The 25,238-nt window shown below is 71.7% G+C and carries 22 protein-coding genes and 1 pseudogene; 19 read left to right on the forward strand and 4 right to left on the reverse strand.

Features of this window, described 5'->3' with window-relative positions; translation table 11 throughout:
• Nucleotides 1–19: 19 nt before the first annotated feature.
• The 4 genes from aat to EV292_RS09455 form a co-directional block, all read right to left on the reverse strand.
• Nucleotides 20–754: a leucyl/phenylalanyl-tRNA--protein transferase gene (gene aat, locus EV292_RS09440; RefSeq protein ID WP_132908965.1), complete on the reverse strand. Its 735-nt coding sequence runs from the start codon at nucleotides 752–754 to the stop codon at nucleotides 20–22.
• Complete coding sequence (locus EV292_RS09445; protein WP_132908966.1) at nucleotides 751–1,458, reverse strand: ParA family protein; 708 nt, start codon at nucleotides 1,456–1,458, stop codon at nucleotides 751–753. Before EV292_RS09445 ends, aat begins: the two co-directional genes overlap by 4 nt.
• 93 nt (nucleotides 1,459–1,551) lie before the next feature.
• Nucleotides 1,552–1,938 carry a hypothetical protein gene (locus tag EV292_RS09450; RefSeq protein ID WP_132908967.1) on the reverse strand — a complete coding sequence of 129 codons (387 nt, stop codon included), beginning with the start codon at nucleotides 1,936–1,938 and terminating at the stop codon, nucleotides 1,552–1,554.
• Nucleotides 1,939–2,023: 85 nt separating this feature from the next.
• On the reverse strand, nucleotides 2,024–3,319 hold the full coding sequence (locus EV292_RS09455; RefSeq protein ID WP_243693695.1) for a type VI secretion protein ImpB: 1,296 nt from the start codon (nucleotides 3,317–3,319) through the stop codon (nucleotides 2,024–2,026).
• Between the two features lie 437 nt (nucleotides 3,320–3,756).
• Between EV292_RS09455 and EV292_RS09460 the strand changes: the two genes are divergently transcribed.
• From EV292_RS09460 to ftsZ, 19 genes and pseudogenes are all read left to right on the forward strand, one after another.
• Nucleotides 3,757–4,083 (forward strand): DUF962 domain-containing protein, encoded by a 327-nt coding sequence (locus tag EV292_RS09460; protein WP_132908969.1) that lies wholly within the window; start codon nucleotides 3,757–3,759, stop codon nucleotides 4,081–4,083.
• Between the two features lie 46 nt (nucleotides 4,084–4,129).
• A complete protein-coding gene (locus EV292_RS09465) occupies nucleotides 4,130–5,119 on the forward strand; it encodes a cysteine synthase A (protein ID WP_132908970.1) in 990 nt (329 codons plus the stop codon).
• Between the two features lie 49 nt (nucleotides 5,120–5,168).
• Nucleotides 5,169–5,480, forward strand: coding sequence for a hypothetical protein (locus EV292_RS09470; protein ID WP_243693696.1), 312 nt, complete (start codon nucleotides 5,169–5,171; stop codon nucleotides 5,478–5,480).
• Nucleotides 5,481–6,107: 627 nt separating this feature from the next.
• A complete protein-coding gene (locus tag EV292_RS09475; protein WP_132908971.1) occupies nucleotides 6,108–6,608 on the forward strand; it encodes a division/cell wall cluster transcriptional repressor MraZ in 501 nt (166 codons plus the stop codon).
• The gene (rsmH, locus tag EV292_RS09480; protein ID WP_132908972.1) at nucleotides 6,605–7,573 is read left to right on the forward strand and encodes a 16S rRNA (cytosine(1402)-N(4))-methyltransferase RsmH; all 969 of its coding nucleotides are present in this window, start codon (nucleotides 6,605–6,607) and stop codon (nucleotides 7,571–7,573) included. Before EV292_RS09475 ends, rsmH begins: the two co-directional genes overlap by 4 nt.
• Before the next feature lie 2 nt (nucleotides 7,574–7,575).
• On the forward strand, nucleotides 7,576–8,295 hold the full coding sequence (locus tag EV292_RS09485) for a hypothetical protein (protein ID WP_132908973.1): 720 nt from the start codon (nucleotides 7,576–7,578) through the stop codon (nucleotides 8,293–8,295).
• A complete protein-coding gene (locus EV292_RS09490) occupies nucleotides 8,292–10,004 on the forward strand; it encodes a penicillin-binding protein 2 (protein WP_132908974.1) in 1,713 nt (570 codons plus the stop codon). The genes EV292_RS09485 and EV292_RS09490 overlap by 4 nt, the downstream gene beginning before the upstream one ends.
• Before the next feature lie 10 nt (nucleotides 10,005–10,014).
• Nucleotides 10,015–11,442, forward strand: a complete 1,428-nt coding sequence (locus tag EV292_RS09495) for a UDP-N-acetylmuramoyl-L-alanyl-D-glutamate--2,6-diaminopimelate ligase (RefSeq protein ID WP_132908975.1) — start codon at nucleotides 10,015–10,017, stop codon at nucleotides 11,440–11,442.
• 304 nt (nucleotides 11,443–11,746) lie between these two features.
• On the forward strand, nucleotides 11,747–13,117 hold the full coding sequence (murF, locus tag EV292_RS09500) for a UDP-N-acetylmuramoyl-tripeptide--D-alanyl-D-alanine ligase (RefSeq protein ID WP_132908976.1): 1,371 nt from the start codon (nucleotides 11,747–11,749) through the stop codon (nucleotides 13,115–13,117).
• On the forward strand, nucleotides 13,118–14,188 hold the full coding sequence (gene mraY, locus EV292_RS09505) for a phospho-N-acetylmuramoyl-pentapeptide-transferase (protein WP_132908977.1): 1,071 nt from the start codon (nucleotides 13,118–13,120) through the stop codon (nucleotides 14,186–14,188).
• 55 nt (nucleotides 14,189–14,243) lie between these two features.
• On the forward strand, nucleotides 14,244–15,542 hold the full coding sequence (murD, locus tag EV292_RS09510) for a UDP-N-acetylmuramoyl-L-alanine--D-glutamate ligase (protein WP_132908978.1): 1,299 nt from the start codon (nucleotides 14,244–14,246) through the stop codon (nucleotides 15,540–15,542).
• Nucleotides 15,539–16,753: a putative peptidoglycan glycosyltransferase FtsW gene (locus tag EV292_RS09515; protein ID WP_132908979.1), complete on the forward strand. Its 1,215-nt coding sequence runs from the start codon at nucleotides 15,539–15,541 to the stop codon at nucleotides 16,751–16,753. The genes murD and EV292_RS09515 overlap by 4 nt, the downstream gene beginning before the upstream one ends.
• On the forward strand, nucleotides 16,750–17,910 hold the full coding sequence (murG, locus tag EV292_RS09520; RefSeq protein ID WP_132908980.1) for an undecaprenyldiphospho-muramoylpentapeptide beta-N-acetylglucosaminyltransferase: 1,161 nt from the start codon (nucleotides 16,750–16,752) through the stop codon (nucleotides 17,908–17,910). The genes EV292_RS09515 and murG overlap by 4 nt, the downstream gene beginning before the upstream one ends.
• On the forward strand, nucleotides 17,907–19,325 hold the full coding sequence (gene murC / locus EV292_RS09525) for a UDP-N-acetylmuramate--L-alanine ligase (RefSeq protein ID WP_132908981.1): 1,419 nt from the start codon (nucleotides 17,907–17,909) through the stop codon (nucleotides 19,323–19,325). Before murG ends, murC begins: the two co-directional genes overlap by 4 nt.
• A pseudogene (gene murB / locus EV292_RS09530) lies at nucleotides 19,280–20,209 on the forward strand (UDP-N-acetylmuramate dehydrogenase); the annotation flags it as partial. The gene murC and the pseudogene murB, both read left to right, overlap by 46 nt.
• 45 nt (nucleotides 20,210–20,254) lie before the next feature.
• Entirely contained in the window at nucleotides 20,255–21,217 is a 963-nt protein-coding gene (locus EV292_RS09535; RefSeq protein ID WP_279432422.1) for a D-alanine--D-alanine ligase, read from the forward strand.
• Entirely contained in the window at nucleotides 21,214–22,188 is a 975-nt protein-coding gene (locus EV292_RS09540) for a cell division protein FtsQ/DivIB (protein ID WP_132908982.1), read from the forward strand. Before EV292_RS09535 ends, EV292_RS09540 begins: the two co-directional genes overlap by 4 nt.
• Nucleotides 22,189–22,210: 22 nt before the next feature.
• Entirely contained in the window at nucleotides 22,211–23,470 is a 1,260-nt protein-coding gene (gene ftsA, locus EV292_RS09545; protein WP_132908983.1) for a cell division protein FtsA, read from the forward strand.
• A gap of 117 nt (nucleotides 23,471–23,587) precedes the next feature.
• Nucleotides 23,588–25,081: a cell division protein FtsZ gene (gene ftsZ, locus EV292_RS09550; protein WP_132908984.1), complete on the forward strand. Its 1,494-nt coding sequence runs from the start codon at nucleotides 23,588–23,590 to the stop codon at nucleotides 25,079–25,081.
• The last annotated feature ends 157 nt before the right edge of the window (nucleotides 25,082–25,238 follow it).

Genomic DNA, 25,238 nt, shown 5'->3' on the forward strand with positions numbered 1-25,238 from the left:
ACGTCGTGATCCACCCGGTCTACGATGTCTGGACCAAGAGCTGTGCGATGAGCTTCCCCGGCACCGCGCCGGCGGCGAAGCCGTCGAGCGCGCCGAAGTCACCGACGCCCGCGCCGACCGCCGCGCCCACCCCCGCTGCGGAAGAGGCGGCGCCGCCCGCCGACGAGGCGGTCGAAGAGAGCGCCGCGCCCAGCAGGGTCATGTAATCGGCGCGCGCCACCTCGATCGCGCCGAGCGAGGCGAGGTGGTCGGTCATGAACTGGCAGTCGAGCAGCTTGAACCCGCCCGCCCGCAGCCGCGCCACCAGCGCGGCGATCGCGACCTTGGAGGCGTTGGGCGCGCGGCTCACCATGCTCTCGCCGAAGAAGGCGCGGCCGAGCGCGAGGCCATAGAGGCCGCCGACCAGCCGATCACCGTCCCAGCATTCCACCGAGTGCGCCAGCCCCTGCGCGTGGAGGCGGACGAAGGCTTCTTCGATCGAGGCGTTGATCCAGGTGTCGGGCCGGTCGGCCGCGCTCTCGGCGCAGAGCGCGATGACCTCGGCGAAGGCGCGATCGGCGGTGACGCGGAAGCGATCGGCGGCGATCACCTTGCGCAACGAGCGCGACAGGTGAAAGCCGTCGAGCGGCAGGATCGCGCGGCGGCGCGGCTCGACCCAATAGATGTCCTCCGCGCGGCGGCTGTCCGCCATCGGAAAGACACCGACCGAATAGGCGCCGAGCAGCAGCGACGGATCGAGCGGCTCGGCGCTCAAGCGCAGCGCTGCTCGACCGTGCGCCACAGTTGCGCGAACGCCTTCGCCGCGACGCTGCGCGGCGCGGCGGCGCCGACCGGCATCCGCTTCGCGGTGGCGGTCTCGATCGCGCTCGCGGCGGGGATGGCGGGCCAGTCGGGGTGGCGCTCGACCGCGGCGACGTGGAGCGCGCGGCGGCGGTCGACCATGTTATGCACCGGCAGGATCGCGACCTGGCCACCGAACTGGCGTTCCACCGTGGCGTAAGCGCGCTGCGAGAAAGCGGAAGGGACGACGGGGACGACGATGAGATCGGCCGCGCGCGCCACCTGGTCGGCGGTCTCGGTCAGCCCCGGGGGGCAGTCGAGGATCACATGGTCGTGCTCGCCGAGGTCCGCGATCATCTTGCGCAGCCGGCGCTTTTTGTCGATCTCGCGGAACAGGTGGTTGAGGTCGCGCAGCGAGGCGTCGGCGGGCAGAAGCTCGAGCCGGTCGAAGCGTGTCGGCGCGATCAGCTTGGCGGGCGCGACGTCGCGGGAGAACAGCGCCTGGGCGCGATCATGCGCCGCACCGTCGCCGAGCATCCAGCTCGACGCCGCCTGGGGATCGAGGTCCCACAACAAGGTGCGTCGCGCGGAGAGCGTGGCCGCGCACCAGGCGAGATGGACCGCCAGCGTCGACTTACCGACGCCGCCCTTGAGGCTGTAGATCGCGATGGTCGCCATGGCGGCGGAGGCTAAGGGCAGCCGCGGCGCGGGGCAAGAATGGATCGGCGTTGAGCCGCCGGTGCGGGCCAACCCGCACCGGCGTCGTTTGGTTCAGGCGTGGCAGGAGAGCGCGCCCTTGCCGGGGCGGGTGATCTCGATGTCGGTCGGCGAGCCGGTCAGCTTCCAGCCGCCGTCGGCGGTGAGCGGCGCGGTGCCACCCTCGCCCTTCAGCATCGTCGGCGTGCCGTTCTTCTCGGTGCGGACCACGGCCTGCTTGTCGCCGGTGAAGAAGGTGACATAGACGAGGCTGCCGTCCTTGCAGCGCATCGTCTTGTCCGCCTTGATCGCGGGCGGCAGTTCGACCGGGGCGGCATTGGCCAGCTGCGACGCCATCGGGTCGGGGTTGGAGTCGATCACCTGCGGCTTTGACGGCTCGGAATTGCACGCTGCAAGCGCGAACAGGGAGGCGGCGAGGGAGAGGAATGCGAGCTTTTGCATAGGCCCACACGCTTCGCGCATGCGGAAAAGGTCGTCAAGCCTGTCATACCAAAGTCATTGTTCCAGTGGCCCGTTTTGGCAGGGCTCATTCGTGGAACTCGCTCAATTCAGGGATGCGGCCGAAGGCGATCTTGGTGCCGACCCGGTCGATCCGGCCGCCGCCGAGCGGCCCCACCGACACCGCATTGCGTCCGAACCGCTCGTTGATCCGGTCCAGCGCGCGACTCAGTGCCAGCGTCCGCGTCTCGCGCGCGAGGGGATCGTCGGGATCGAGCGCGGCGAACAGCGAGCCCTGCTCGGCCGCGACCGGCTCGATCTCGACCAGGGTCACGCCGATCATGCGGCAGCCGCTGCGATGCGCCGCGCCCGCGGCGCGCAGCCGCGGGAACAAGGTGTCGAGTCGCGCGAGCATCACGAAACTGTCTTGGGTCGCGGGCAGCCTGACGCTCGCGCGCCACTTGCTCTTGTCGTCCTCGAAGCGCGCGTGCAGCACCAGCAGGCGCGCGCGATAGCCCTTGCGCCGCAGCCGGCTGCCCGCCTTGAGCGCGAGCCGCCGCGCCGTCAGCCGCACCGACTCATAGCCGCGATGGCGTGGCGACAGCACGTGGCTGTGCCCGATCGTGCGGCTCTGCGTCGGTTTCTCGGGCAGGTCGACGCCGTGGAGCAGATACCAAAGACGATCGCCGTCGCTGCCGCCCCAGGCATGGCCCGCGTCACGCGGGCGGCGCGCGAGCAACTGGCGGATGTCGTTGACGCCGTCGCGCGCGAGGCGGCGTTCCATGTTGGCGCCGATCCCCGCGATGTCGCGCAACTTCAGTGGGTAGAGCGCGTCGGGCAGATCCTCGGCCTCGAAGACGATCAGCCCGTCGGGCTTCTGCAGGTCGGAGGCGAGCTTGGCGAGCAGACGGTTGGGCGCGATCCCGATCGAGCAGGTGAGAACATCGCCGACCGCGGCGGCCAGCCCGTGCTTGATCCGCCCGGCCAGCGCGATCGCGGCGTCGCGGCCGTTCTCATTGTCGAGCAGCCGGCACGCCACCTCGTCGATCGAGCAGACGCGCGTCACGGGCACGTGCCGCTCCACCTCGGCGACGATGCGGTGGTGATAGGCGACGTACAGTTCGTGCCGCGCGGGGGTGACGACGAGGTCGCGGCACTTGCGCTTGGCTTCCCACACCGGCGTGCCGGTCGAGATGCCGTACAGCTTGGCCTCGCGCGAGGCCGCGATCGCTACCGTGGTGTCGCTGCCGACCGGCGCGACGATCACCGGACGCCCGCGCAGCGCGGGCTGCACCTGTTGCTCGACGCTGGCGAAATAGCTGTTCAGATCGAGGAACAGCCAGCGCAGCGGGCGTGGGGGCAAGGTGAGATCGGCGCTGGGCACCGGCGGGCGACTCGCGAGAGGGAACGGATAGGGAACATGGCACGGGGCGGCCGCGCTGGCCAGCCGTGCTCGCGCGCCTCCTTCGTCATCCCGGACTTGGTCGGGAATCCATCGTTCAACCCCCGTCATCCCGGGCTCGACCCGGGATCCATGGTGCCGCGAGCGCCGCCAGCGTTGCGCTTGCGGAAGGTTGGATCCCGGGTCGAGCCCGGGATGACGGGTCGGGTCAGCCGCTTCCGCGATAATGAACATTCTGGGTTCGAACGCATGGGGCCGCGAGCACCGCAGACCTTATTCTCGCGAAAGGATGGATCCCGGACCAAGTCCGGGATGACGGCAGTAGGAGAGGAGGAGTCTCGCTCCGTCGAGGGTCGTCGCCAGCCTCGTGCCGCGAGCGCCGCTCTGCTAGGATGGATCGTTCGCTCGGAGCCGATCTCATGCCGCCACGCAGCTTCGCCGAATTCTGGCCGCACTATCTACGCGAACACGCGCGCCCCGCCACCCGCGCGCTCCACTACACCGGCACCGCGCTCAGCTTCGCCTTCGCGGCGCCCGCGCTGGCGTTCGGTGGCTGGTGGTGGGCCGCGGTCCCGGTGGCGGGCTATGCCTTCGCCTGGGGCGCGCATCTCGCGGTCGAGCGCAATCGGCCGGCGACCTTCCGCCACCCGCTCTGGTCGCTGCTCGCCGACTATCGCATGTTCTTCCTGTGGCTCGCCGGGCGCCTCGCGCCGCACCTCGCCAAGGCCGGGGTGGCGCCGCGATAGTTCTGCTCGCTTGCGCTTCGCCCCCGCGCTCCGCATCTAGCGCGCCATGCATACCACAAGCGACACGCTCGCGCTGATCGGCAACACCCCGCTCGTGCGGCTCAAGGGGCCGAGCGAGGCGACCGGCTGCGACATTTTCGGCAAGTGCGAGTTCACCAACCCGGGCGCGAGCGTCAAGGACCGCGCCGCGCTGTTCATCGTCGAGGACGCCGAGGCGCGCGGGCAGCTCCAGCCCGGCGGCACGATCGTGGAGGGCACCGCGGGCAACACCGGGATCGGGCTGGCGCTGGTCGCCAACGCCAAGGGCTATCGCACGATCATCGTGATGCCCGACACCCAGTCCAAGGAGAAGATGGACACGCTGCGCGCGCTCGGCGCCGAGCTGGTGACTGTCCCTGCCGCGCCTTATTCGAGCCAATATCATTTCGTCCACACCTCGCGCCGCATCGCGGAGGAGACGCCGGGCGCGATCTGGGCCAACCAGTTCGACAATATCGCCAACCGCCGCTCGCACATCGTCGGCACCGCCGAGGAGATCTGGGCGCAGATGGACGGGCGGGTCGACGGCTTCACCTGCGCGGTCGGCACGGGGGGGACGTTCGCGGGCGTCGGGCTGGGGCTCAAGGCCAAGGACGAGCGCGTCTGCATCGCGCTGAGCGACCCGCATGGCGCGGCGCTCTACGATTATTACGCCTGCGGCGAGCTGCGATCGGAGGGTTCCTCGGTCGCGGAGGGGATCGGGCAGGGGCGGATCACCGCCAATCTCGAGGGCGCGCCGGTGGATACCCAGTTCCGCATCCCCGATCAGGAGGGCTTCGACTGGACCGAGCGACTGCTCGCCGAAGAAGGGCTGTGCCTCGGCCTGTCGTCGGGGATCAACGTCGCGGGGGCGGTGCGGCTGGCGCGGCATCTCGGCCCGGGCAAGCGGATCGCCACGATCCTGTGCGACACCGGCTTCCGCTATCTGTCGACGCTGTACGACCCGGAGTGGGTGGCCAGCAAGGGGCTGGTTCGCGGCCGACGTGACCCGGCATGATCGACAGCGGCGCGACGATCGGTTAACGTCGCACGACGAGATGAAGGGTTTGCAGAGAAAGAAGGCGGCCGCCGAGCGCCAACAGGCGGAGCAGGCACGCCAGCGCGTCCGCGTCGGCATGGTCGGTCTGGCGATGGTGGTGCTGCTGATCGGCGTCGCCAGCGCGATCTTCTCGACCGTCGACCGCGAGCGGCCGGTCGCGGTCGCGGGCGCCGCCCAGCCCGCGGTGGTGGTCAACATGAGCGTGCCCGGCCCGATCCCCACCGTCACCCCCACCAACGAGCCGCTCGCCGAACTCGGCGTCACCCCCAGCGCCGCCAACACTCCGCCGGCCGAGAAGCCCGCGCCGCCCGCGCAGTGAGCGGCGGCGCGCCCGGGTACGCGCCCGGGGCAGGGGAGGGTGGTGCCCTTCATCGGCGCGCTTCAGCGGGGTTGGCGCTCGCTTCACGCTGGGTACCGCGTCATGCCGGGCCTGACCCGGCATCCATGGTGCCGCGAGCGCTCCGGCCGTTACGTCGGCGGCACGATGGATCCCGGCTCAAGGCCGGGATGACGATAACATCGGAACTGGCCTGCTCATCGAGACGAGCGCGGCCGCTTGCCAGATCGGGGTCCTGCGCGAACGGCGGACCGACCCGCTCGATAGCTGCTCCGGTCTCCCAGCTGGCGCCGTCGCTCCCGCGCCTTCCCCGATTCTCCCGGGGAGAAGCGGGGAAAGCCTGCCTGCGCCCCCGCCACGCGCCGAGTCTCGCCCGCGCCGGCGCCCGCTCACGCCCACCGCCGCCGGCCTAGCGAGCGAATCGGCCAAGAAAATCCGGTCATTCCCCGCTCATCCCCGAATTTCCCTTCTCATCCCCGCTTAACCCTGATACCTCCGTGTGACGACATTGGGGGCAAGACCACTGTTGTTTGCTGACGGGCAACGTCGGCGGGTGGTGATGGCCGTCCGCCGGACAGGGAGGTTTTGCGTCCCGGGTGTGAGGTGGGCGTGGTCGACAGGGTGGACTATCAGGGAAAGGGGCTCGGTCTTGTCGACGACAAGGGCCGTGTCGCGATTCCCAACACCCTGCGCGCGATGCTCGCCAAGAACGCCCCCCGCGACGACGGCAAGGACGGCGGCACGGTCATCATCGCCCCGCACCCCGAGCACCGCTGCCTGATCGCCTATGATCCCGGTTTCGTGCCCTTCTGGAAGACGCGGCTGGAGGCGCTCGACGCGGCGCAGTTCGAGCGCACCGGCAAGGTCGATTACAACATCCTCGATCGTGCCGGCGGTGCCGAGCCGCTGCCGTTCGACGGCTCGGGCCGCTTCATCATGCCCGCGTTCGAGCGCCGCTACGCGCGGATCGCGGGCGCGGCGGTGTTCCTGGGCGCGTTCAACTGGATCACGATCTGGGCGCCCAACATCCTGCTCGAGACCCCGGATATCGACCCATTCCTGAAGGAATATGTCGAGTTCACCTGCGAGGAGAAGGGGATCGCGCTATGATAAGCGAGACCGTTCTGCCCCCCGGTCCCGCCGCCGCGCCGCACGTGCCCGTGCTGCTCGCGCCCGTGCTCGTCGCGCTCGCCCCCGCCCCCGGCGAGCGCCACGTCGATGCCACCTTCGGCGCCGGCGGCTACACTCGCGCCCTGCTCGCCGCGGGCGCGGAGGTGGTCGCGTTCGACCGCGACCCTGACGCGGTCGCGACCGGCCGCGCGCTCGCGGCCGATGCGCCGCGGCTGACGATGGTCGCCGCCACCTTCTCGGCGCTCGCCGAGGAGCTGGAGACGCGCGGGCTCGCGCCGGTGGACGGCGTGACGATGGACATTGGCGTCTCGTCGATGCAGCTCGACCAGCCCGAGCGCGGCTTCTCCTTCCAGGGCGACGGCCCGCTCGACATGCGGATGAGCCAGGAAGGGCCGTCCGCCGCCGATTTCCTCAACACCGCCGACGAGGAAGCGATCGCCGACGTGCTCTACCGCTACGGCGAGGAGCCCAAGTCGCGCCGGATCGCGCGCGCGGTGGTGGCGGCGCGCCCGCTGACCACGACCGCACAGTTCGCCACCGTGGTGCGCCGCGCGCTCGGCCATCGCCCGCACGACAAGAAGGATCCCGCGACGCGCGCCTTCCAGGCGGTGCGGATCCACGTCAACGGCGAGCTCGACGAGCTGGAGCGCGGCCTCGCCGCGGCGGAGCGCGTGCTCAAGCCGGGCGGGCGGCTCGCGGTGGTCAGTTTCCACTCGCTCGAGGACCGCATCGTCAAGCGTTTCCTGCGCGATCGCGCGGGCGCGGCACCGGGCGGCTCGCGCCACCTGCCGGCGGCGGCGCCGGGGCGCGCGGCGACCTTCGAGATGATCGGGCGCGCGCAGCGCGCCGACGAGACCGAGCTGGCGGCGAACCCGCGCGCCCGCTCGGCGACATTACGCGCGGCACGGCGGACGGCGGCGGCGGCTTGGGTAAGGGAGGCGTGAGGATGGCGGCGATGTATCGGTTGAAGGGGCTGGGCTGGCTCACCAGCTGCGCGATGGTCGCGATCGGCTTCTACCTCGTTTCCTCGCAGGTCGCCGCCGAGCGCAAGCGGCTGGAGCAGGTCGACCGCAAGATCGTCGGCGCCGAGCGCGACATCCGCGCGCTCGAGACGGAGTTCGACGTGCGCGCCAACCTCGCCCAGCTCGAGCGCTGGAACGGCGACACGCTGGCGCTGACCGTGCCGACCGCGGCGCAGTTCGTCCGCGACGAGGCCGCGCTCGCGTCGCTGTCGCCCAACCAGCCGGTGCCCGCGCCGCTGCCGGGCGCCGCCGCCCCGGTGCAGACCGCGCAGCTGATCGTCCCCGCCGCCGCGCGCGCGACCGTGCCCGCTCCCGCCTCCGCCCCCACTTCTGCCAACGCTCCCGTGACGCTCGCCGCCGTCGCGCCCGTGGCCGCCCGCACCGCGACCGCCACGCCCGTTCGTGCCGCCCCCGCCACCGTCCGGACCGCGGCCGCCGCGCCGGTCGCGACGGTGAAGGTGGCGGCGACGAAGCCGGTCGCCGCTCCCCGCCTGACACCGGCGGCGGTGGCGGCGGCCGCACCCGCCTCCGCCGCGACCGCGCGCGCCGCCAAGGTGGCGATGCTCGATCGCGCGCTGCTGAGCGACACCACCGTCGGCGACCTGCTCAGCCGCGCCCGCACCGAGCGCGGTCGCCTGCGGTGACCGCGCTCGTCGCCCGTCCGGTCCGCGGCGCGCGCGCGGGCGACCAGCGCCAGCAGCTGCTCGCCACCCAGCACCTGCGGCTGATGGTGCTGATGCTGCTGTTCGTCGCGGGCGTGCTGGTGGTGGTCGGGCGGCTGACCTTGCTGGGCGTCGTCGCCGGCAGCGACCGCGGCGCCAGCGTCGCGGCGGCGGTGCCGCGCGGCGATATCGTCGACCGCAACGGCGCGCCGCTGGCGCGCACGATCGATGCCTGGACGATCGGCGTCCACCCCAAGAAGCTGATCGGCGACCCGTCCGAGATCGCGCGCAAGCTCGCCGAGCTGATGCCCGAGAAGGGCGACCGGTCGTGGTTCTACGCGCAGATCACCAAGCCGGTGAGCTTCACCTATCTCCAGCGCCGCGCCAGCCCCGCGCTGGTCGAGGCGGTCAACGCGATCGGCGAGCCCGGCATCGTGTTCGAGCGCGAGACGCAGCGGCTCTACCCGCAGAGCACGCTGGCCGCGCACGCGCTCGGCTTCATCAGCGGCGGTCATGGCATGAGCGGGATCGAGCGCGCGCTCGACGAGCGCCTCACCAACCCGGCGACGGTCGGCCAGCCGGTCGCGCTGTCGCTCGACACGCGCGTCCAGGCCGCGCTGGAGAGCGAGCTGGGTCGCGCCATGACCACCTTCTCGGCGCGCGGCGGCGGCGGCATCGTGCTCGACGTCCATACCGGCGAGGTGCTGGCGATGGTGTCGATGCCGACCTTCAACCCCAATCGCGTCGGCATGTCGGGCACCGACCAGCTGCGCAACCTGACGACGCAGAGCGTGTTCGAGCTGGGTTCGACCTTCAAGCCGATCACCATGGCGACCGCGATCGACACCGGCGTGGTTACCTCGATGGAGGCGCGCTTCGACGCCACCCACCCGCTCCAGGTCGGCCGCTACACCATCCACGACGAGCGCGGCGACCCGAAGCGCTGGCTCAACATGGCGGAGACGCTGATCTACTCGTCGAACGTCGCCACCGCGCGCGTCGCCGACGAGGTCGGCCAGCAGCGCATGGAGACGATGTTCCGCAAGCTGGGCTTCGACACGCGCCCCGACATCGAGGTGCGCGAGAAGGGCCGTCCGCTGTGGCCGAAATATTGGGCGCGCACGACGACGATGACGACCGCCTTCGGCCACGGCATCGCGGTGACGCCGCTCCACCTCGCCAATGCTTATGCCGCTTTGGTCAACGGCGGCACCTGGCGTCCCGCGACCCTGCTCAAGCTGCAGCCGGGCCACGCCCCGGTCGGCCGCCGCGTGATCAGCGAGGCGACCAGCGCCCGGATGCGCCAGATGCTGCGGCTGATCGTGATGCGCGGCACGGGTCGCAAGGGCGACGCGCCGGGCTATCGCGTCGGCGGCAAGACGGGTACCGCGGAGGCGGCGGTGGCGGGTGGCTATGACCGGTCGCGCAACGTCGCCACCTTCGTCGCGGCTTTCCCGATGGATGAGCCGCGCTACGTCGTGCTGGCGATGCTCGACTCGCCGCAAGGGACCAAGGAGACGTTCGGGTGGAAGACCGCAGCGTGGAACGCCGCCCCGGTGGTGGGGCGCACGATCGCGCGGGTCGGCTCGCTGCTCGGCGTGGTGCCCGACGATCACCGCGACGTCGACGTCTCGGACATCCTGCCGACCTTGTGGCAGGGCGACGACGTGCCCAAGAGCGGCGGCCAGTGAGGCGCGCGCGATGAGGCTCTCCGCGCTCCTCGGCGACGACGCCGCCATCGCCGCCGACGCGACCGTCACGGGCTTCGCGATCGACCATCGCAAGGTCGCGCCGGGCAATGTCTTCGGCGCGTTCGCGGGGCTGCGCGTCAACGGCGAGGATTATATCGACGCCGCGGTCGAGGCCGGGGCGGTGGCGGTGGTGGCGCGGCCCGGCGCGCACGTCGAAGGGGCGGTCCACGTCGCCGACGACAACCCGCGCGAGGCCTTCGCCCGCCTCGCCGCACGCTTCTACGCGCCCTTCCCCGCGACCGCGGTGGCGGTGACGGGCACCAACGGCAAGACCTCCACCGTCGAGATGACGCGCCAGCTGTGGCGCATGGCGGGCGAGCACGCCGCCTCGATCGGCACGCTCGGCGTCACCACCGCGGACGAGCGCGTCGTCACCGGGCTGACGACGCCCGACGTGGTCACCTTCCTGTCCAACGTCGCCGGGCTGGCGCGCGAGGGAGTCACGCACCTCGCCTTCGAGGCGTCGAGCCACGGGCTAAGCCAGTATCGCACCGAGGGGCTGCCAGTGCGCGCTGCCGCCTTCACCAACCTCGGCCGCGACCATCTCGACTATCACGGTGACATGGCGGCCTATTTCACCGCCAAGCTGCGGCTGTTCGCGCAGGTGCTGAGCGCTGACGGCAGCGCCGTGGTGTGGGCCGACGACCCGCAGTCCGAGCGCGTCATCGACATCGCGCGCGAGCGTGGCAACCGCGTCGTCACGGTCGGCGAGCACGGCGACGACCTGCGGCTGATCGAGCGCGTGCCCACCTTGCTCGGGCAAGGACTGGTGATCCGCGCCGGTGGCGTCGACCACCGCGTCCAGCTCCCGCTGATCGGCGGCTATCAGGCGGCCAATGCGCTGATCGCGGCGGGGCTGGTGATCGCCACCGGCGGCGACGTCGCAGCGACGATCGCGGGGCTGGCGCGGCTCCAGCCGGTGCGCGGACGGCTCGAGCGCGCCGCGATCACAGCGAGCGGAGCGCCGGTCTATGTCGATTACGCGCATACGCCGGACGCGATCGAGGCGGCCTGCGCGGCGCTGCGCCCGCACGTCGCGGGGCGGCTGATCCTGGTGGTGGGGGCGGGCGGCGACCGCGATCGCGGCAAGCGCGAGCCGATGGGGCAGGTGGCGGCGGCCGCGGCGGACGTGGTGATCGTCACCGACGACAACCCGCGCTCGGAGGATCCCGCCGCGATCCGCGCCGAGCTGCTGGCCGGCGCGCCCGGCGCGCGCGAGATCGGCGACCGCCGCGCCGCGATCGCCGCGGCGCTGCGCGAGGCAGCGGCGGGCGACATCGTGCTGATCGCGGGCAAGGGCCATGAGCAGGGCCAGATCGTCGGCGACCTGGTGCTGCCGTTCGACGACGTCGCAGTCGCGCGCGAGATGGCGGCGTGAGCGGGGTAGTGGGCCAGATCTCCCCTTGGATCGGGCGAGGGACCGCGCGCGGAGCGTGTGAGGGAGGGCGCACGCCACGGGCATTGCGCTTTCCGTGGGTTAGTCCATCGACACTCAATTGCCCTCGTGCTCCTGCGCACGCAGGAGCCCAGGGCCACGAGCGTCATCCCTGCGGCCCTGGGCTCCTGCGTGCGCAGGAGCACGGTTCGGCCTCCGTCAACCAATCAGAAGCGTTCCGTATGCCGGACCATTCCTCCACCACGCCTTCGGCGCGGTCCCCCTCTCCATGCTGGGGAGGCGTGGCATGAGCCTCTGGACCTCGTCCGACATCGCCGCTGCCACCGGCGGAACCGCCACCGCCGACTTCGCCGCCGATGGCGTGGCCTTCGATTCGCGCGAGGTGGGCGAGGGCGACCTGTTCGTCGCGCTGGCGGGCGAGCAGAGCGACGGCCACCGCTTCCTCGACCAGGCATTCGCGCAGGGCGCCGCCGGCGCGATCGTCTCGAGCGAGACCGCGCACCCGGCGGTTCGCGTCGCCGACACCTTCGCCGCGCTCGAGGCGCTCGCCCGCGCCGCGCGCGCGCGGGTAAAGGGCAAGGTGATCGGCGTCACCGGCTCGGTCGGCAAGACCTCGACCAAGGAGGCGCTGTTCGCCGCGCTCGACCGCTCGCCCAGCCGGCACGCGCACCGCTCGGTCAAGAGCTACAACAACCACACCGGCGTCCCGCTCAGCCTCGCGCGCATGCCCGCCGACAGCGACTATGCGGTGCTGGAGATGGGGATGAACCACCCCGGCGAGCTGGCGCATCTGACCACGTTGGTGCGCCCGCATGTCGCGATCGTCACCGCGATCGCGCCGGCGCATACCGAGTTCTTCCCCGACGAGAGCGCGATCGCCGACGCCAAGGGCGAGATCTTCCGCGGTCTCGAGCCCGGCGGCATCGCGATCGTCCCCTATGACAGCCCGCACCGCGACCGACTGATCGCGGCGGCGCATCCCTATGCGGGCAAGATCGTCACCTTCGGGCTCGACAAGCGCGCCGACGTCCACGCCGCCGAGGTGATGCCCTCGCCGCGCGGCGGCACCTTCGTCGGCGCCAAGGTCGGCGCGCGCGAGCTGAGCATGACGATCGCGCAGCCGGGCCAGCATTGGGTATCGAACGCGATGGCGGTGCTCGCCGCGGTCGACGCGGTCGGCGCCGACCTCGCGCTCGCCGGCCTCGCGCTGGGCGAGCTCGGCGGGCTGGCGGGGCGCGGCGCGCGGCGCGACGTGGCGGTCGGCGAGGGACGCGCGCTGCTGATCGACGAGAGCTACAACGCCAACCCCGCCTCGATGCGCGCCACGCTGGCGGTGCTGGCGCAGGAGCCCGGCCGCCACGTCGCAGTGCTGGGCGAGATGCGCGAGCTCGGCGCGGGGTCGGCGGGCTATCACGCGGCGCTCGCCCCGGCGGTGGTGGCGGCGCGGGTCGAAACGGCCGTGCTGGTCGGCGAGGCGATGGCGCCGCTCGCGCAGGCGCTTGAGGGGCAGGTCGATTTCGTCCATGTGCGCGATGCCGCCGCGGCGCTGGACCAGGTCCGCGCCCTGCTCCGTCCGGGAGACGCGGTGCTCGTCAAGGGATCGAACGGGGTCGGGCTGTCGCGGCTGGTCGCCGCGCTCGCCGACAAGGTGAGTTGAGTGTTGTACTGGATCGCCGAGCATCTGGGTTTCCCCGGCGGGCTCAACCTCATCCGCTATCTCTCCTTCCGCGCCGGCGCGGCGGTGGCGACCGCTTTGTTCATCGGCCTCATCATCGGCCCGCGCTTCATCGGCTGGCTGCGCGTGCGCCAGGGCAAGGGCCAGCCGATCCGCGCCGACGGGCCGCAGACCCACCTCGCCAAGCGCGGCACGCCGACGATGGGCGGGCTGATGATCCTCACCTCGCTGGTGCTGTCGATCCTGCTGTGGATGAACCTGGCCAACCCGTTCGTCTGGGCGTGCCTGTGCGTCACGCTCGGCTTCGGCGCGATCGGTTTCCTCGATGACTATGACAAGGTGCGCAAGGCGAGCACCGCGGGCGTGTCGGGGCGCACCCGGCTGCTGCTCGAGTTCCTGATCGCGGGCATCGCCGCCTGGATCATCATGCAGGAGAACGGCTCGGCGCTCTACCTGCCGTTCACCAACCGCTATTTCATCGACCTCGGCTATGCCTATCCTTTGTTCGCCGCCTTCACGATCGTGGCCTTCGGCAATTCGGTGAACCTCACCGACGGGCTCGACGGGCTCGCCACCATGCCCGTGATCATCGCCGCGGTGGCGTTCATGATCATCGCCTATCTGGTCGGCAACGTGAAGTTCGCGGACTATCTCGGTATCCCGCACGTGCCGCGCGCGGGCGACATGGCGATCTTCTGCGGCGCGATGGTCGGGGCGGGGCTCGCCTTCCTGTGGTACAATGCGCCGCCCGCGGCGGTGTTCATGGGCGATACCGGCAGCCTCGCGCTCGGCGGCGCTTTGGGGACGATCGCGGTGGTGGCGCACCATGAGATCGTGCTCGGCATCATCGGCGGGCTGTTCGTGGTGGAGGCGCTGAGCGTCATCATCCAGGTGTTCTGGTACAAGAGGACCGGCAAGCGCATCTTCCGCATGGCGCCGATCCACCACCATTTCGAGCAGCTCGGCTGGAGCGAGCCGACCGTGGTGATCCGCTTCTGGATCATCGCGCTGGTGCTGGCGCTCGCCGGCCTGTCGACGTTGAAGCTGCGGTGAGGGCGATGTCGTCATCGCCCTCATCGCACCCCGGCGCGGGCCGGAGTCCAGAACGATGATTCTCGCGCGCGCCTGGGCGGGGAAACATTATGCGGTGCTCGGGCTGGCACGCTCGGGCGCCGCGACCGTGCGCGCGCTGCTCGCCGCCGGCGCGCGCGTGACGGCGTGGGATAGCGACGCGGCGAAGCGCGACCAGATCCTCCCCGCGCACGGGGAGGATCTGCGGATCGCCGACCTCGCCACTTTCGACCTCGCCGCCTTCGACGCGCTGGTCGTCTCCCCGGGCGTGCCGCTCAACACGCACCCGCTCGCCGCGGCGGCGCGCGACGCGGGCGTGCCGATCGTCGGCGACATCGAGCTGTTCGCGCAGGCCCGCGCCGACCTGCCGCCGCACAAGGTGGTCGGCATCACCGGCACCAACGGCAAGTCGACCACTACGGCGCTCGTCCACCACCTGCTCGACACCGCGGGCGTGCCCGCGCGGATGGGCGGCAACATCGGCCTGCCGATCCTCGCACAGGCGCCGCTGCCCGCGGGCGGCGTCTATGTGCTCGAGCTGTCGAGCTACCAGATCGACCTGACGCAGACGCTCGACTGCGACGTCGCGGTATTGCTCAACGTCACCCCCGACCATCTCGACCGCTATGCCGGGTTCGCGGATTATGCCGCCAGCAAGGCGCGGCTGTTCGCGATGCAGTCGCCGCACCACCGCGCGGTGATCGGCACCGGCGACGCCGCCTCGGCCGCGGTCGCGCAGGGCTTCGCGCACCGCGGCGAGACGATCACCACGATCGCGCCGGGCACGCCGCTCGACCAGTCGCGCTGGCCCTCGCTGCAGGGGCCGCACAACGCGCAGAACGCGCTGGCCGCGATCGCGGTGGCGGAGGCGTTCGGGCTCGACCGTGCCGCGATCGAGGCGGGGCTGGAGAGCTTCAACGGCCTGCCGCACCGGATGGAGCGGGTGGCGACGCTGGGCGGCGTCACTTGGATCGACGACAGCAAGGCGACCAATCCCGAGAGCGCCGCCCCCGCGCTCGCGGCTTTCCCGCGCGTCCACTGGATCCTCGGCGGGCGCGCCAAGGGCGATGACCTCGACGCCTGCGCCCCGCATTTCGGCAACGTGGTCCGCGCTTATACGATCGGCGAGGCCGGCCCGCGCTTCGCCGCGCTGCTGCGCGACCGCGTCCCCGTCGCCGAGGCGGGGACGCTGGAGCAGGCGGTGCGGATCGCCGCGGCCGAGGCGCGGCGCGGCGAGGTGGTGCTGCTGTCGCCCGCCGCCGCCTCGTTCGACCAGTTCCGCGATTACGAGCATCGCGGTACCGTGTTCCGCGCGGCAGTGGAGGCGCTGGCATGACCGACGTGAGCAGGGCACAGCGGGCGGGGCTCAAGGGACGCGGCGGGCGCGGCGACCCGTCACCGCTCGGCACCTGGTTCTGGGACATCGACCGGGTGTTGCTGCTGCTCGCGCTGTTCTTGATCGCGATCGGGCTGATCGCGGTCGCGGCGGGGTCGCCGGCGAGCGCCTCGCGCTACTCGGGCGAGCACCTCAAGTTCGCGCCGCTGCATTATTTCTGGCGCCAGCTGCTGTGGGCGGGCGTGTCGCTGCCGGTGCTCTTCGGCGTGTCGATGCTCCCCGTCACGGCGGCGCGGCGCATGTCGCTGATCGGCGCGGCGGTGTGCGTCGCGCTGCTGATGATCGTGCCCTTCGGAGGGGTGGTGGTGAACGGCGCGCGGCGCTGGATCAGCTTCGGCTTCGCGCAGTTCCAGCCGTCCGAGTTTCTCAAGCCCTTCTTCGTCGTCGCGGTGGCGTGGCTGCTGTCGCTCAAGTCGCGCGACGAGGAGCTGCCGGTGACGATGATCACGGCGGGGCTCACCGGGCTGATCGCGGTGCTGCTGATGCTCCAGCCCGACTTCGGCCAGACCGTGATCTTCTGCTGCATCTGGCTCGCGCTCGTCACGATCGCGGGGACGCCGACGCGCGTGATCATGGGCTTCGTCGCGATGGTGCCCGCGGCGCTGGTGGCGGCCTATCTCTTCTACAGCACCGCGCGCGCGCGCATCGACGCCTTCCTCTTCCCCGGCGTGGAAGGCGAGGGCGCGGCGGACCATTTCCAGACCGACGCCGCGCATCGCACGCTCACCTCGGGCGGCTGGTTCGGCACCGGCCCGGGCGGCGGCACGGTCAAATACGGCCTGCCCGAGGCGCACACCGACTATATTTTCTCGGTGATCGGCGAGGAGTTCGGGCTGCTCGCCTGCATGGTGGTGGCGCTGGTCTTCCTCGCGCTCGTGGTGCGCGTGTTCGTCAAGCTGCTCGACGAGCAGGACCCGTTCAAATTGCTCGCCGCCTCGGGTCTGGCGGTGCAGTTCGGCGCGCAGGCGCTGATCTCGATGGCGGTCAATACGGGGCTGGCGCCCTCCAAAGGGATGACGCTGCCCTTCATCAGCTACGGCGGCTCGTCGATGGTGGCGCTGTCGCTCGGCATGGGGCTGCTGCTGGCGTTCACGCGGCGCAATCCGTTCCTGCTGCGCAGCCCCTATATCACCCGATGGAATGCCGAATGACGCCCGTGCAGGACTTCCGCCCGCGCCACTTCGTGCTCGCCGCGGGCGGCACCGGCGGCCACATGGTGCCCGCCGCCGCGCTCGCGACCGAGCTGACCAAGCGCGGCCACCGCGTCGCGCTGGTGAGCGACGCGCGCGGGGTGCGCTTTCCAGGGTTGTTCGAGGACGTGCAGACCCACGTCATCCCAGCTGGCCGCTTCGCCGGCGGACCACTCGGCTGGGCCAAGGCGGCGCGGCTGATGATGCAGGGCCGCGCCATGGCGGCCGAGCTGTACCGGACGTTCAAGCCCGCTGCGGTGATCGGCTTCGGCGGCTATCCCGCCTATCCCGCGCTGTCGGCGGCGTTCGCGGCGGGGATCCGCACCGCGGTGCACGAGCAGAACGCCGTGCTCGGCCGCGTCAACCGCTTGGTGGCGGGCAAGGTCGACGCGATCGCGACCAGCTACGCCGAGACCGAGCGGCTGCGCCCGCGCCACCGCGCCAAGGCGCATCACGTCGGCAATCCGGTGCGCGAGAGCGTGCTCGCGCTGCGCGCCAAGCCCTATCCTTTGCTCGACGAGGACAGCATCTTCCGCGTGCTCGTCACCGGCGGCAGCCAGGGCGCCTCGGTGCTGAGCCAGGTGGTGCCCGAGGGGCTGGCGATGCTGCCGGTCGCGTTCCGCCGCCGGCTCCAGGTGACTCATCAGGCGCGCATCGAGGACATCGACGCCGCGCGCGAGACCTACGCGCGGCTCGAGATCGCGGCCGATCTCGCCACCTATCTGCCCGACCTGCCCGAGCAGCTCGGCTGGGCGCATGTCGTGATCGCGCGCGCGGGCGCGTCGACCATCGCCGAGCTGACCGCGGCGGGCCGACCCGCCATCCTGGTGCCGCTGCCCAGTGCCACCGACGACCACCAGACCGCCAACGCGCGCGAGATCACCCGCGCCGGCGGCGCGCGCACGATCGCGCAGGCGGCGTTCACGCCCAGCGAGCTTGCCAAGCAGATGCAGAAACTCGGCCTCGATCCCGAGGCGCTCCAGAATGCCGCCGCGCGCGCGCGCGCCTGCGGTACCCCCGAGGCGGCGAGCGACCTTGCCGACCTGGTCGAGAGCCTCGACTCGCCCGCCTCGCGGCTGCCGGTCGGGCGCGTCCAGCAGCGGAAGGCGTTCGCGTGAGAGGGGTCGCCACCGACATCGGGACGATCCACTTCGTCGGCATCGGCGGGATCGGCATGTCCGGCATCGCCGAGGTGATGCACAATCTCGGCTACACGGTGCAGGGCTCGGACGTCGCCGAGGGCTATGTCGTCGAGGGCCTGCGCGCGCGCGGCATCACCGTGACGATCGGGCACGACGCCGCCAATGTCGCGGGCGCGGCGGTGGTGGTCACCTCCACCGCGGTGAAGCGCGGCAACCCCGAGGTGGAGGCGGCGCTCCAGAACCGCGTCCCCGTGGTGCGCCGTGCCGAGATGCTCGCCGAGCTGATGCGGCTGAAGTCGACCGTCGCGGTCGCGGGCACGCACGGCAAGACCACCACCACCTCGATGGTGGCGGCGCTGCTCGACGCCGGCGGGGTCGACCCGACCGTGATCAACGGCGGCATCATCAACAGCTACGGCTCGAACGCCCGGCTCGGTGCGAGCGACTGGATGGTCGTCGAGGCGGACGAGAGCGACGGCAGCTTCCTGCGGCTCGACGGCACGATCGCGGTGGTGACCAACATCGATCCCGAGCACCTCGACCATTACGGCAGCTTCGATCGCGCCAAGGACGCCTATGTCGAGTTCGTCGAGAACGTGCCCTTCTACGGCGCGGCGCTGTTGTGCCTCGACCATCCCGAGGTGCAGGCGCTGATCCCGCGCGTGCGCGACCGCCGCATCGTCACTTATGGTTTCGCGGCGTCGGCCGACGTGCGCGGGGTCAACGTCACGCCCTATCCCGGCGGCAACCGCTTCGAGGCGCAGGTGCGCGCGCGTGACGGCGCGGTGCGCTCGATCGAGGGGATCGACCTGCCGATGCCGGGGCGCCACAACGTCCAGAACGCGCTGGCGGCGATCGGCGTCGCGCTCGAGCTCGGCATCGATGACGCGACGATTCAGAAGGGCTTCGAGCGCTTCTCCGGCGTGAAGCGGCGCTTCACCAAGGTGGGCGAGGTCGCGCTCGACGGCGGCGCGGCGACGATCGTCGACGATTACGGCCACCATCCGGTCGAGATCCGCGCGGTGCTCGCCGCCGCGCGCGAGTCGGCGCAGGGTCGCGTGATCGCGGTGGTGCAGCCGCACCGTTACTCGCGGCTCGGCAACCTGATGGAGGAGTTCCGCGGCGCCTTCAACGACGCCGACCTCGTATACGTCACCCCGGTCTATGCCGCGGGCGAGGCGCCGGTGCCCGGCGTCGACTCGGCCGCGCTGGTGGCGGGGCTGCGCGACCGCGGCCATCGCCAGGCCGAGCTGGTCGAGGACGCCGCCGCGCTCGCCGCCGCGCTCGCGGGCGAGCTGCGCGCGGGCGACCAGGTGATCTGCCTCGGCGCGGGCGACATCACCAAATGGGCGGCGGGGCTCGCCGCCGCGATCACGGCACAGCGGCGGTGAACGTCGCGACGCTCCCTCCGGTGCGCGGGCGGCTCACCGCCGGGGCCGCGCTGGCGCCGCTGGTCTGGTTCAAGAGCGGCGGCGCGGCCGAGTGGCTGTTCGAGCCCGCCGACGCCGACGATCTCGCCGCCTTCCTCGCCGCGCTCGACGCGCGCGTGCCGGTGCTGCCGCTCGGGCTCGGCTCCAACCTGATCGTGCGCGACGGCGGCGTGCCGGGCGTGACGATCCGGCTGGGCAAGGCCTTCGCCAGGGTCGAGCCGATCGGCGACTCGCGGCTGCGCTGCGGCGGCGGGGCGAGCGGCATCCTGGTCTCGTCGACCGCGCGCGACGCCGGCGTCGCGGGGGTGGAGTTCCTGCGCTCGATTCCCGGTACGGTCGGCGGCTTCGTGCGGATGAACGGCGGCGCCTACGGCCGCGAGACCGCCGACGTGCTGGTCGAGGCCGAGGTAGTGCTGCGCGACGGCACGCGGCGGACGCTGTCGCGTAACGCGCTGGGCTACAGCTACCGCCACTCGGCGCTGCCCGACGGCGCGATGGTGGTGGGCGCGACCTTCCGCGGCGTGCCGGGCGAGCCCGCCGCGATCCAGGCCGAGATGGACCGCATCGCCGCCGCGCGCGAGGCGAGCCAGCCGCTGCGCTCGCGCACCGGCGGCTCCACCTTCAAGAATCCGCCGGGCGCCAAGGCATGGGAATTGGTCGACGCCGCGGGCTGCCGCGGGCTGCGCCGCGGCGACGCGCAGGTGAGCGAGAAGCACACCAACTTCCTGCTCAATCTCGGCGCCGCGAGCAGCGCCGAGATCGAGGCGCTGGGCGAGGACGTGCGCGCGCGGGTCAAGGCCGCGAGCGGCGTCGAACTGGAATGGGAGATACAGCGCGTGGGCGTTCAACTTGATCCTGTCCGGCATGGGGAGGAGTTTAGGCGTCTCCACGTGGCGGTCCTCATGGGCGGCTGGTCGGCCGAGCGCGAGGTGTCGCTCAACTCGGGCGCGGGCGTCGCCGAGGCGCTCGAGTCGCTCGGCCACCGCGTCACCCGCGTCGATCTCACCCCGAGCGTCGCCGCCGATCTCGCCGCGGCGGCGCCCGACCTCGTCTTCAACGCGCTCCACGGCACGCCGGGGGAGGACGGCAGCGTTCAGGGGCTGCTCGAGCTGATGGGGCTGCGCTATACCCACTCCGGGCTCGCCACCTCGGTGATCGCGATTGACAAGGTGCTGACCAAGCAGGTGCTCGTCCCCGCGGGCGTGCCGATGCCGGGCGGGCGCATCGTCCGCTCCGCGGACGTCTACGAGGCCGATCCGCTGCCGCGCCCCTATGTCCTCAAGCCGGTCAACGAGGGCTCCTCCGTGGGCGTCGCGATCGTCACCGCGGGCGGCAATTACGGCAGCCCGATCGGACGCGACACCGCTGGGCCTTGGCAGGAATTCGACGAGCTGCTCGCCGAGCCCTATGTCCGCGGGCGCGAGCTGACCACCGCGGTGCTCGACGGGGCCGACGGCGCGCGCGCGCTCGGCGTCACCGAGCTGCGGCCCAAGTCGGGCTGGTATGATTACAATGCCAAATACACCGACGGCATGACCGAGCATCTCTTCCCCGCGCCGGTACCCGACGAGATCGCCGAGGCGTGCCGCGACCTCGCGCTCCAGGCGCATCGCGTGCTCGGCTGCCGCGGCTGCAGCCGCTCCGACTTCCGCTGGGACGACGAGCGCGGCGTCGACGGACTGTTCCTGCTCGAGGTCAACACCCAGCCGGGGATGACCGCGCTGAGCCTCGTCCCCGAGCAGGCGCGCCACACCGGGATGAGCTACGCCGCGCTGGTGCAGGCGATCGTCGACGCCGCGATGCGCGCGCCGGCACCGAAGGCGGCGGCGCGCGCGAAGGACACGCCGCGGTGAGCCGCACCATCAAGCGCGGCGGACCCCCGCCGCGGCGCGCGGTCAACAACCGGCGGCGCGCGCCCAAGGCGTCGCTCGGCGACCGGCTGATTGCGCGCCTGCCGGTCAGCGAGGAGACGCTCCGCCGCGCGGTGACCTGGACCCTGCTCGGCGGCGTCGGCGCCGCGGCGCTGTCGCTCGCCACCGTGCTCGGCGTGCCGCAGGCGATCGGCGTCGGTATCGCCGAGGCGGCGGGGCGCGCCGGACTGGAGGTCGAGCAGGTCGACATCACCGGGCTCAAGCGGATGGACCGCGAGACCGTCTACGCGATCGCGCTGGAGGACCAGCCCAGCCGCGCGATGCTGCGGGTCGACCTGGAGCGCGTGCGCGAGCGGCTGCTCGCCTACGGCTGGATCGCCGACGCCTATGTCGCGCGTCGGCTGCCCGACCGGCTGCTGATCCACATCACCGAGCGCGAGCCCGCCGCGATCTGGCAGGACAACGGCCAGCTCACGCTGATCGACCCGACCGGCCAGCTGCTCGCCCCGGTTGATCCGGCGCATATGCCCGACCTGCCGCTGGTGATCGGGCCCGGGGCGGACCGGCAGGAGGCCGGCTATCAGGCGCTGCTCGCCGCCGCGCCCGCGCTCAAGCCGCGCATCCGCGCCGCCACCTGGATCGGCAACCGCCGCTGGGACCTCACCTTCGACACCGGCGAGACGCTGGCGCTGCCGCAGGACGGCGCGGCGCAGGCGCTGATCAAGTTCGCGCAGCTCGACGGCGCGCGATCGCTGCTCGGCAAGGGCTGGGTCCGCTTCGACCTGCGCGATCCGGCCAAGCTGGTCGCGCGCAAGCCGGGGCAGGATTTGCACCAGCGCCTGCAGGACGACGGCAGCGCCGACGCGGTGGCGGGCAACGCCACCGACGGCGGTACCGGCAACGAGACGACGGCGACGCGCGCGCGGGAAACGACGCGCGTCGGCGAGGCGTGACACAGGACATGAGGGGGACAGCATGGCCAAGGCAGCACCGGACGGGTTGATCACCGCGCTCGACATCGGCTCGTCCAAGGTGTCGGCGATGATCGCGCAGAAAGGCGACGGCGGCGAGCTGGTGGTGCTCGGCACCGGCCAGCGCGAGAGCCGCGGCGTCAAGCGCGGCTATATCGCCGACATGGACTCGACCGAGGTCGCGGTGCGCGAGGCGGTGGAGCAGGCCGAGCGGATCGCGGGCTTCAACATCGAGAACGTCTGGGCGGGTTTCTCCGCCGGCGGGCTGGTGAGCGACGAGGCCTTCATCGAGGCCGAACTGGGCGGCATGCGGATCGAGCAGGCCGATATCGACGCGTTGCTTCAGGAAGGGCGCCAGTCGATTGACCCCGCGGGCCGCATGGTGCTCCACGCCCAGCCCGCGCTCTACACGCTTGACGGCCTCACCGGGGTGAAGAAGCCGCTCGGGCTCCACGCCGACCGGCTCGGCGTCCACATCCACGTCATCGCCGCGGACGGCTCGCCCGTGCGCAACCTCGACCTGTGCGTGCGTTCGGCGCACCTCGAGGTGAAATCGATCATCGCCGCGCCCGTCGCCACCGGCCTGGCCTGCCTCAGCGCCGAGGAGCGCGACCTCGGCGTGGCGCTAGTCGAGATCGGCGCGGGGATCACCAACGTCTCGCTGTTCGCGGGCTCGATGTTGGTCGGGCTCAAGTCGATCCCCTACGGCAGCGCGGACATCACCGACGACATCGCCTCGGCATTCGGCACGACGCGGCTCCAGGCCGAGCGGATCAAATGCTTCCACGGCTCGGCCAACGCCTCGCCGCGCGACAACCATGAGATGGTGACGATCCGCGAGCGCACCGACGACGAGGGGTCGGAGGCGCTGCAGATCACCAAGGCGGCGCTGATCGCGGTGATCCGGCAGCGGCTCGAGCATCTCACCAGCGAGATCCAGGCGGCGCTCAAGGAGCTGAAGTTCGAGGGGCCGGTCGGGCGCCAGGTGGTGCTCACCGGCGGCGGGGCGGAGCTCAAGGGCATCGCCGATTACGCCCAGCAGGCGCTCGGCCGCTCGGTCCGCGTCGGCCGGCCCAAGGGGCTGACCGGACTGCCCGAGGCGCATTCGGGGCCGGGTTTCGCCACGCTGGCGGGGCTGGCCTTCTTCGCGGCGAGCGACCCGATCGACCTGCGCGGGCTCGTGCCGTCGCAGCAGATGGTCCACCGCCAGCGCGGCCTGCGCGGTTTCTGGAAGCTCGTGCAGGCGGCCAAGGCGAATTATTGACGCGGCTACAGGGCGTTTCGCGGTGTTTCCTCTTTCGCCCGGCGCCTCGTTGTTGCACATCGGTCAAAATTAACCGCGCGAGTGACGGCGGCGCGGAGCGGACGGAGTAAGCACGCGATGAGCATCGAATTCATCACCCCGGATCTCGACGATCTCACCCCGCGCATCACCGTCGTGGGGGTCGGCGGCGCCGGCGGCAACGCCATCGCCAACATGATGCGCGCCGACGTGCAGGGCGTGCAGTTCCTCGTCGCCAACACCGACGCGCAGGCTTTGAAACAGTCCGAGGCGGAGCAGAAGATCCAGCTCGGCGCCAAGATCACGCAGGGGCTCGGCGCGGGCAGCCGCCCCGAGATCGGCCGCGCCGCCGCGGAAGAGACGATCGACGAGCTGTCGCGCCTGCTCGAGGGCAGCCACATGTGCTTCATCGCCGCGGGCATGGGCGGCGGCACCGGTACCGGCGCCGCCCCGGTGATCGCCAAGGCCGCGCGCGACATGGGCATCCTGACCGTCGGCGTCGTCACCAAGCCCTTCAGCTTCGAGGGCAACCGCCGCGCCAAGTCGGCCGACGCGGGGATCGAGGAGCTGCAGAAGTTCGTCGACACGCTGATCGTGATCCCGAACCAGAACCTGTTCCTGGTCGCCAACGCCAACACCACGTTCAAACAGGCCTTCGAGATGGCCGACGAGGTGCTCCAGCAGGGCGTGCGCGGCATCACCGACCTGATGGTGATGCCCGGCCTCATCAACCTTGACTTCGCCGACGTCCGCTCGGTGATGCAGGAGATGGGCAAGGCGATGATGGGCACCGGCGAGGCCGAGGGTGACGATCGCGCGCTGATCGCGGCGCAGAAGGCGATCGCCAACCCGCTGCTCGACGGCGTCTCGATGCAGGGCGCCAAGGGCGTGATCGTCTCGATCACCGGCGGCGACGACATGCGCCTGCTCGAGGTCGACGAGGCCGCCAACCACATCCGCGAGCTGGTCGACCCCGACGCCAACATCATCTGGGGGTCGGCGTTCAACCCCGAGCTCGAGGGCAAGATCCGCGTCTCGGTGGTCGCGACGGGCATCGAGAACAGCGTCGGCACCGCCGCGCCGGCGAGCAGCACCCCGGCCGAGCCGGCGCGCACCTTCAGCTTCTCGGCGCCGCGCCGCAGCGACGCCGCGCCGAGCGCTGCGGCGCCGACCCCCGCACCGCAGCCTGCGCCGACTCCGACGCCCGCGCCGGTGCCGAGCGCCTATCAGCCGACCCCCGAGGTGCCGCCGCAGCAGCCGAGCGGCGCCGCCGCGGACGCGATGGCGCAGGGCGTGCCGCCGACCACGGGTCCGGTGGCCGAGCCGACGCCGGCCGCGCCCGCCGACGACGAGCTGCTGCTCGGTGCCGATTCGCTGGTGCCCGCGCCGCAGGCGCCGGCGGGCGACGCCGCGCGCCGCCGCTTTCTCGCGCCGGGCGGCGAGGGCGAGGAGGCGCCGCCGCAGCCGCGCGTCAAGCTGGGTGGCACGTTGTTCGAGCGGATGCAGAATGCGACGCGCAACGCCGGCGGCCGCAGCGACGAGGGCGAGGGCGGCGACCTGCCGCGCTTCCTGCACCGCCAGAACAACCAGTGAATCGGAGCGTCTACCTCGCGGAGGCGGGGTAGACGTGGCGCACTGGCGTGTGGACCAGCGGGTGCTGTCGCCGGCGCAGGAGGCGTTCGCCGGAGTAGGCGTCGACCCGAGTGAACCGTGCTCCTGCGGAAGCAGGAGCCCAGTGCCGCAGACATAA

Origin of the sequence: Sphingomonas sp. BK235 (genome assembly GCF_004345855.1) — a bacterium.
Taxonomy (GTDB): domain Bacteria; phylum Pseudomonadota; class Alphaproteobacteria; order Sphingomonadales; family Sphingomonadaceae; genus Sphingomonas.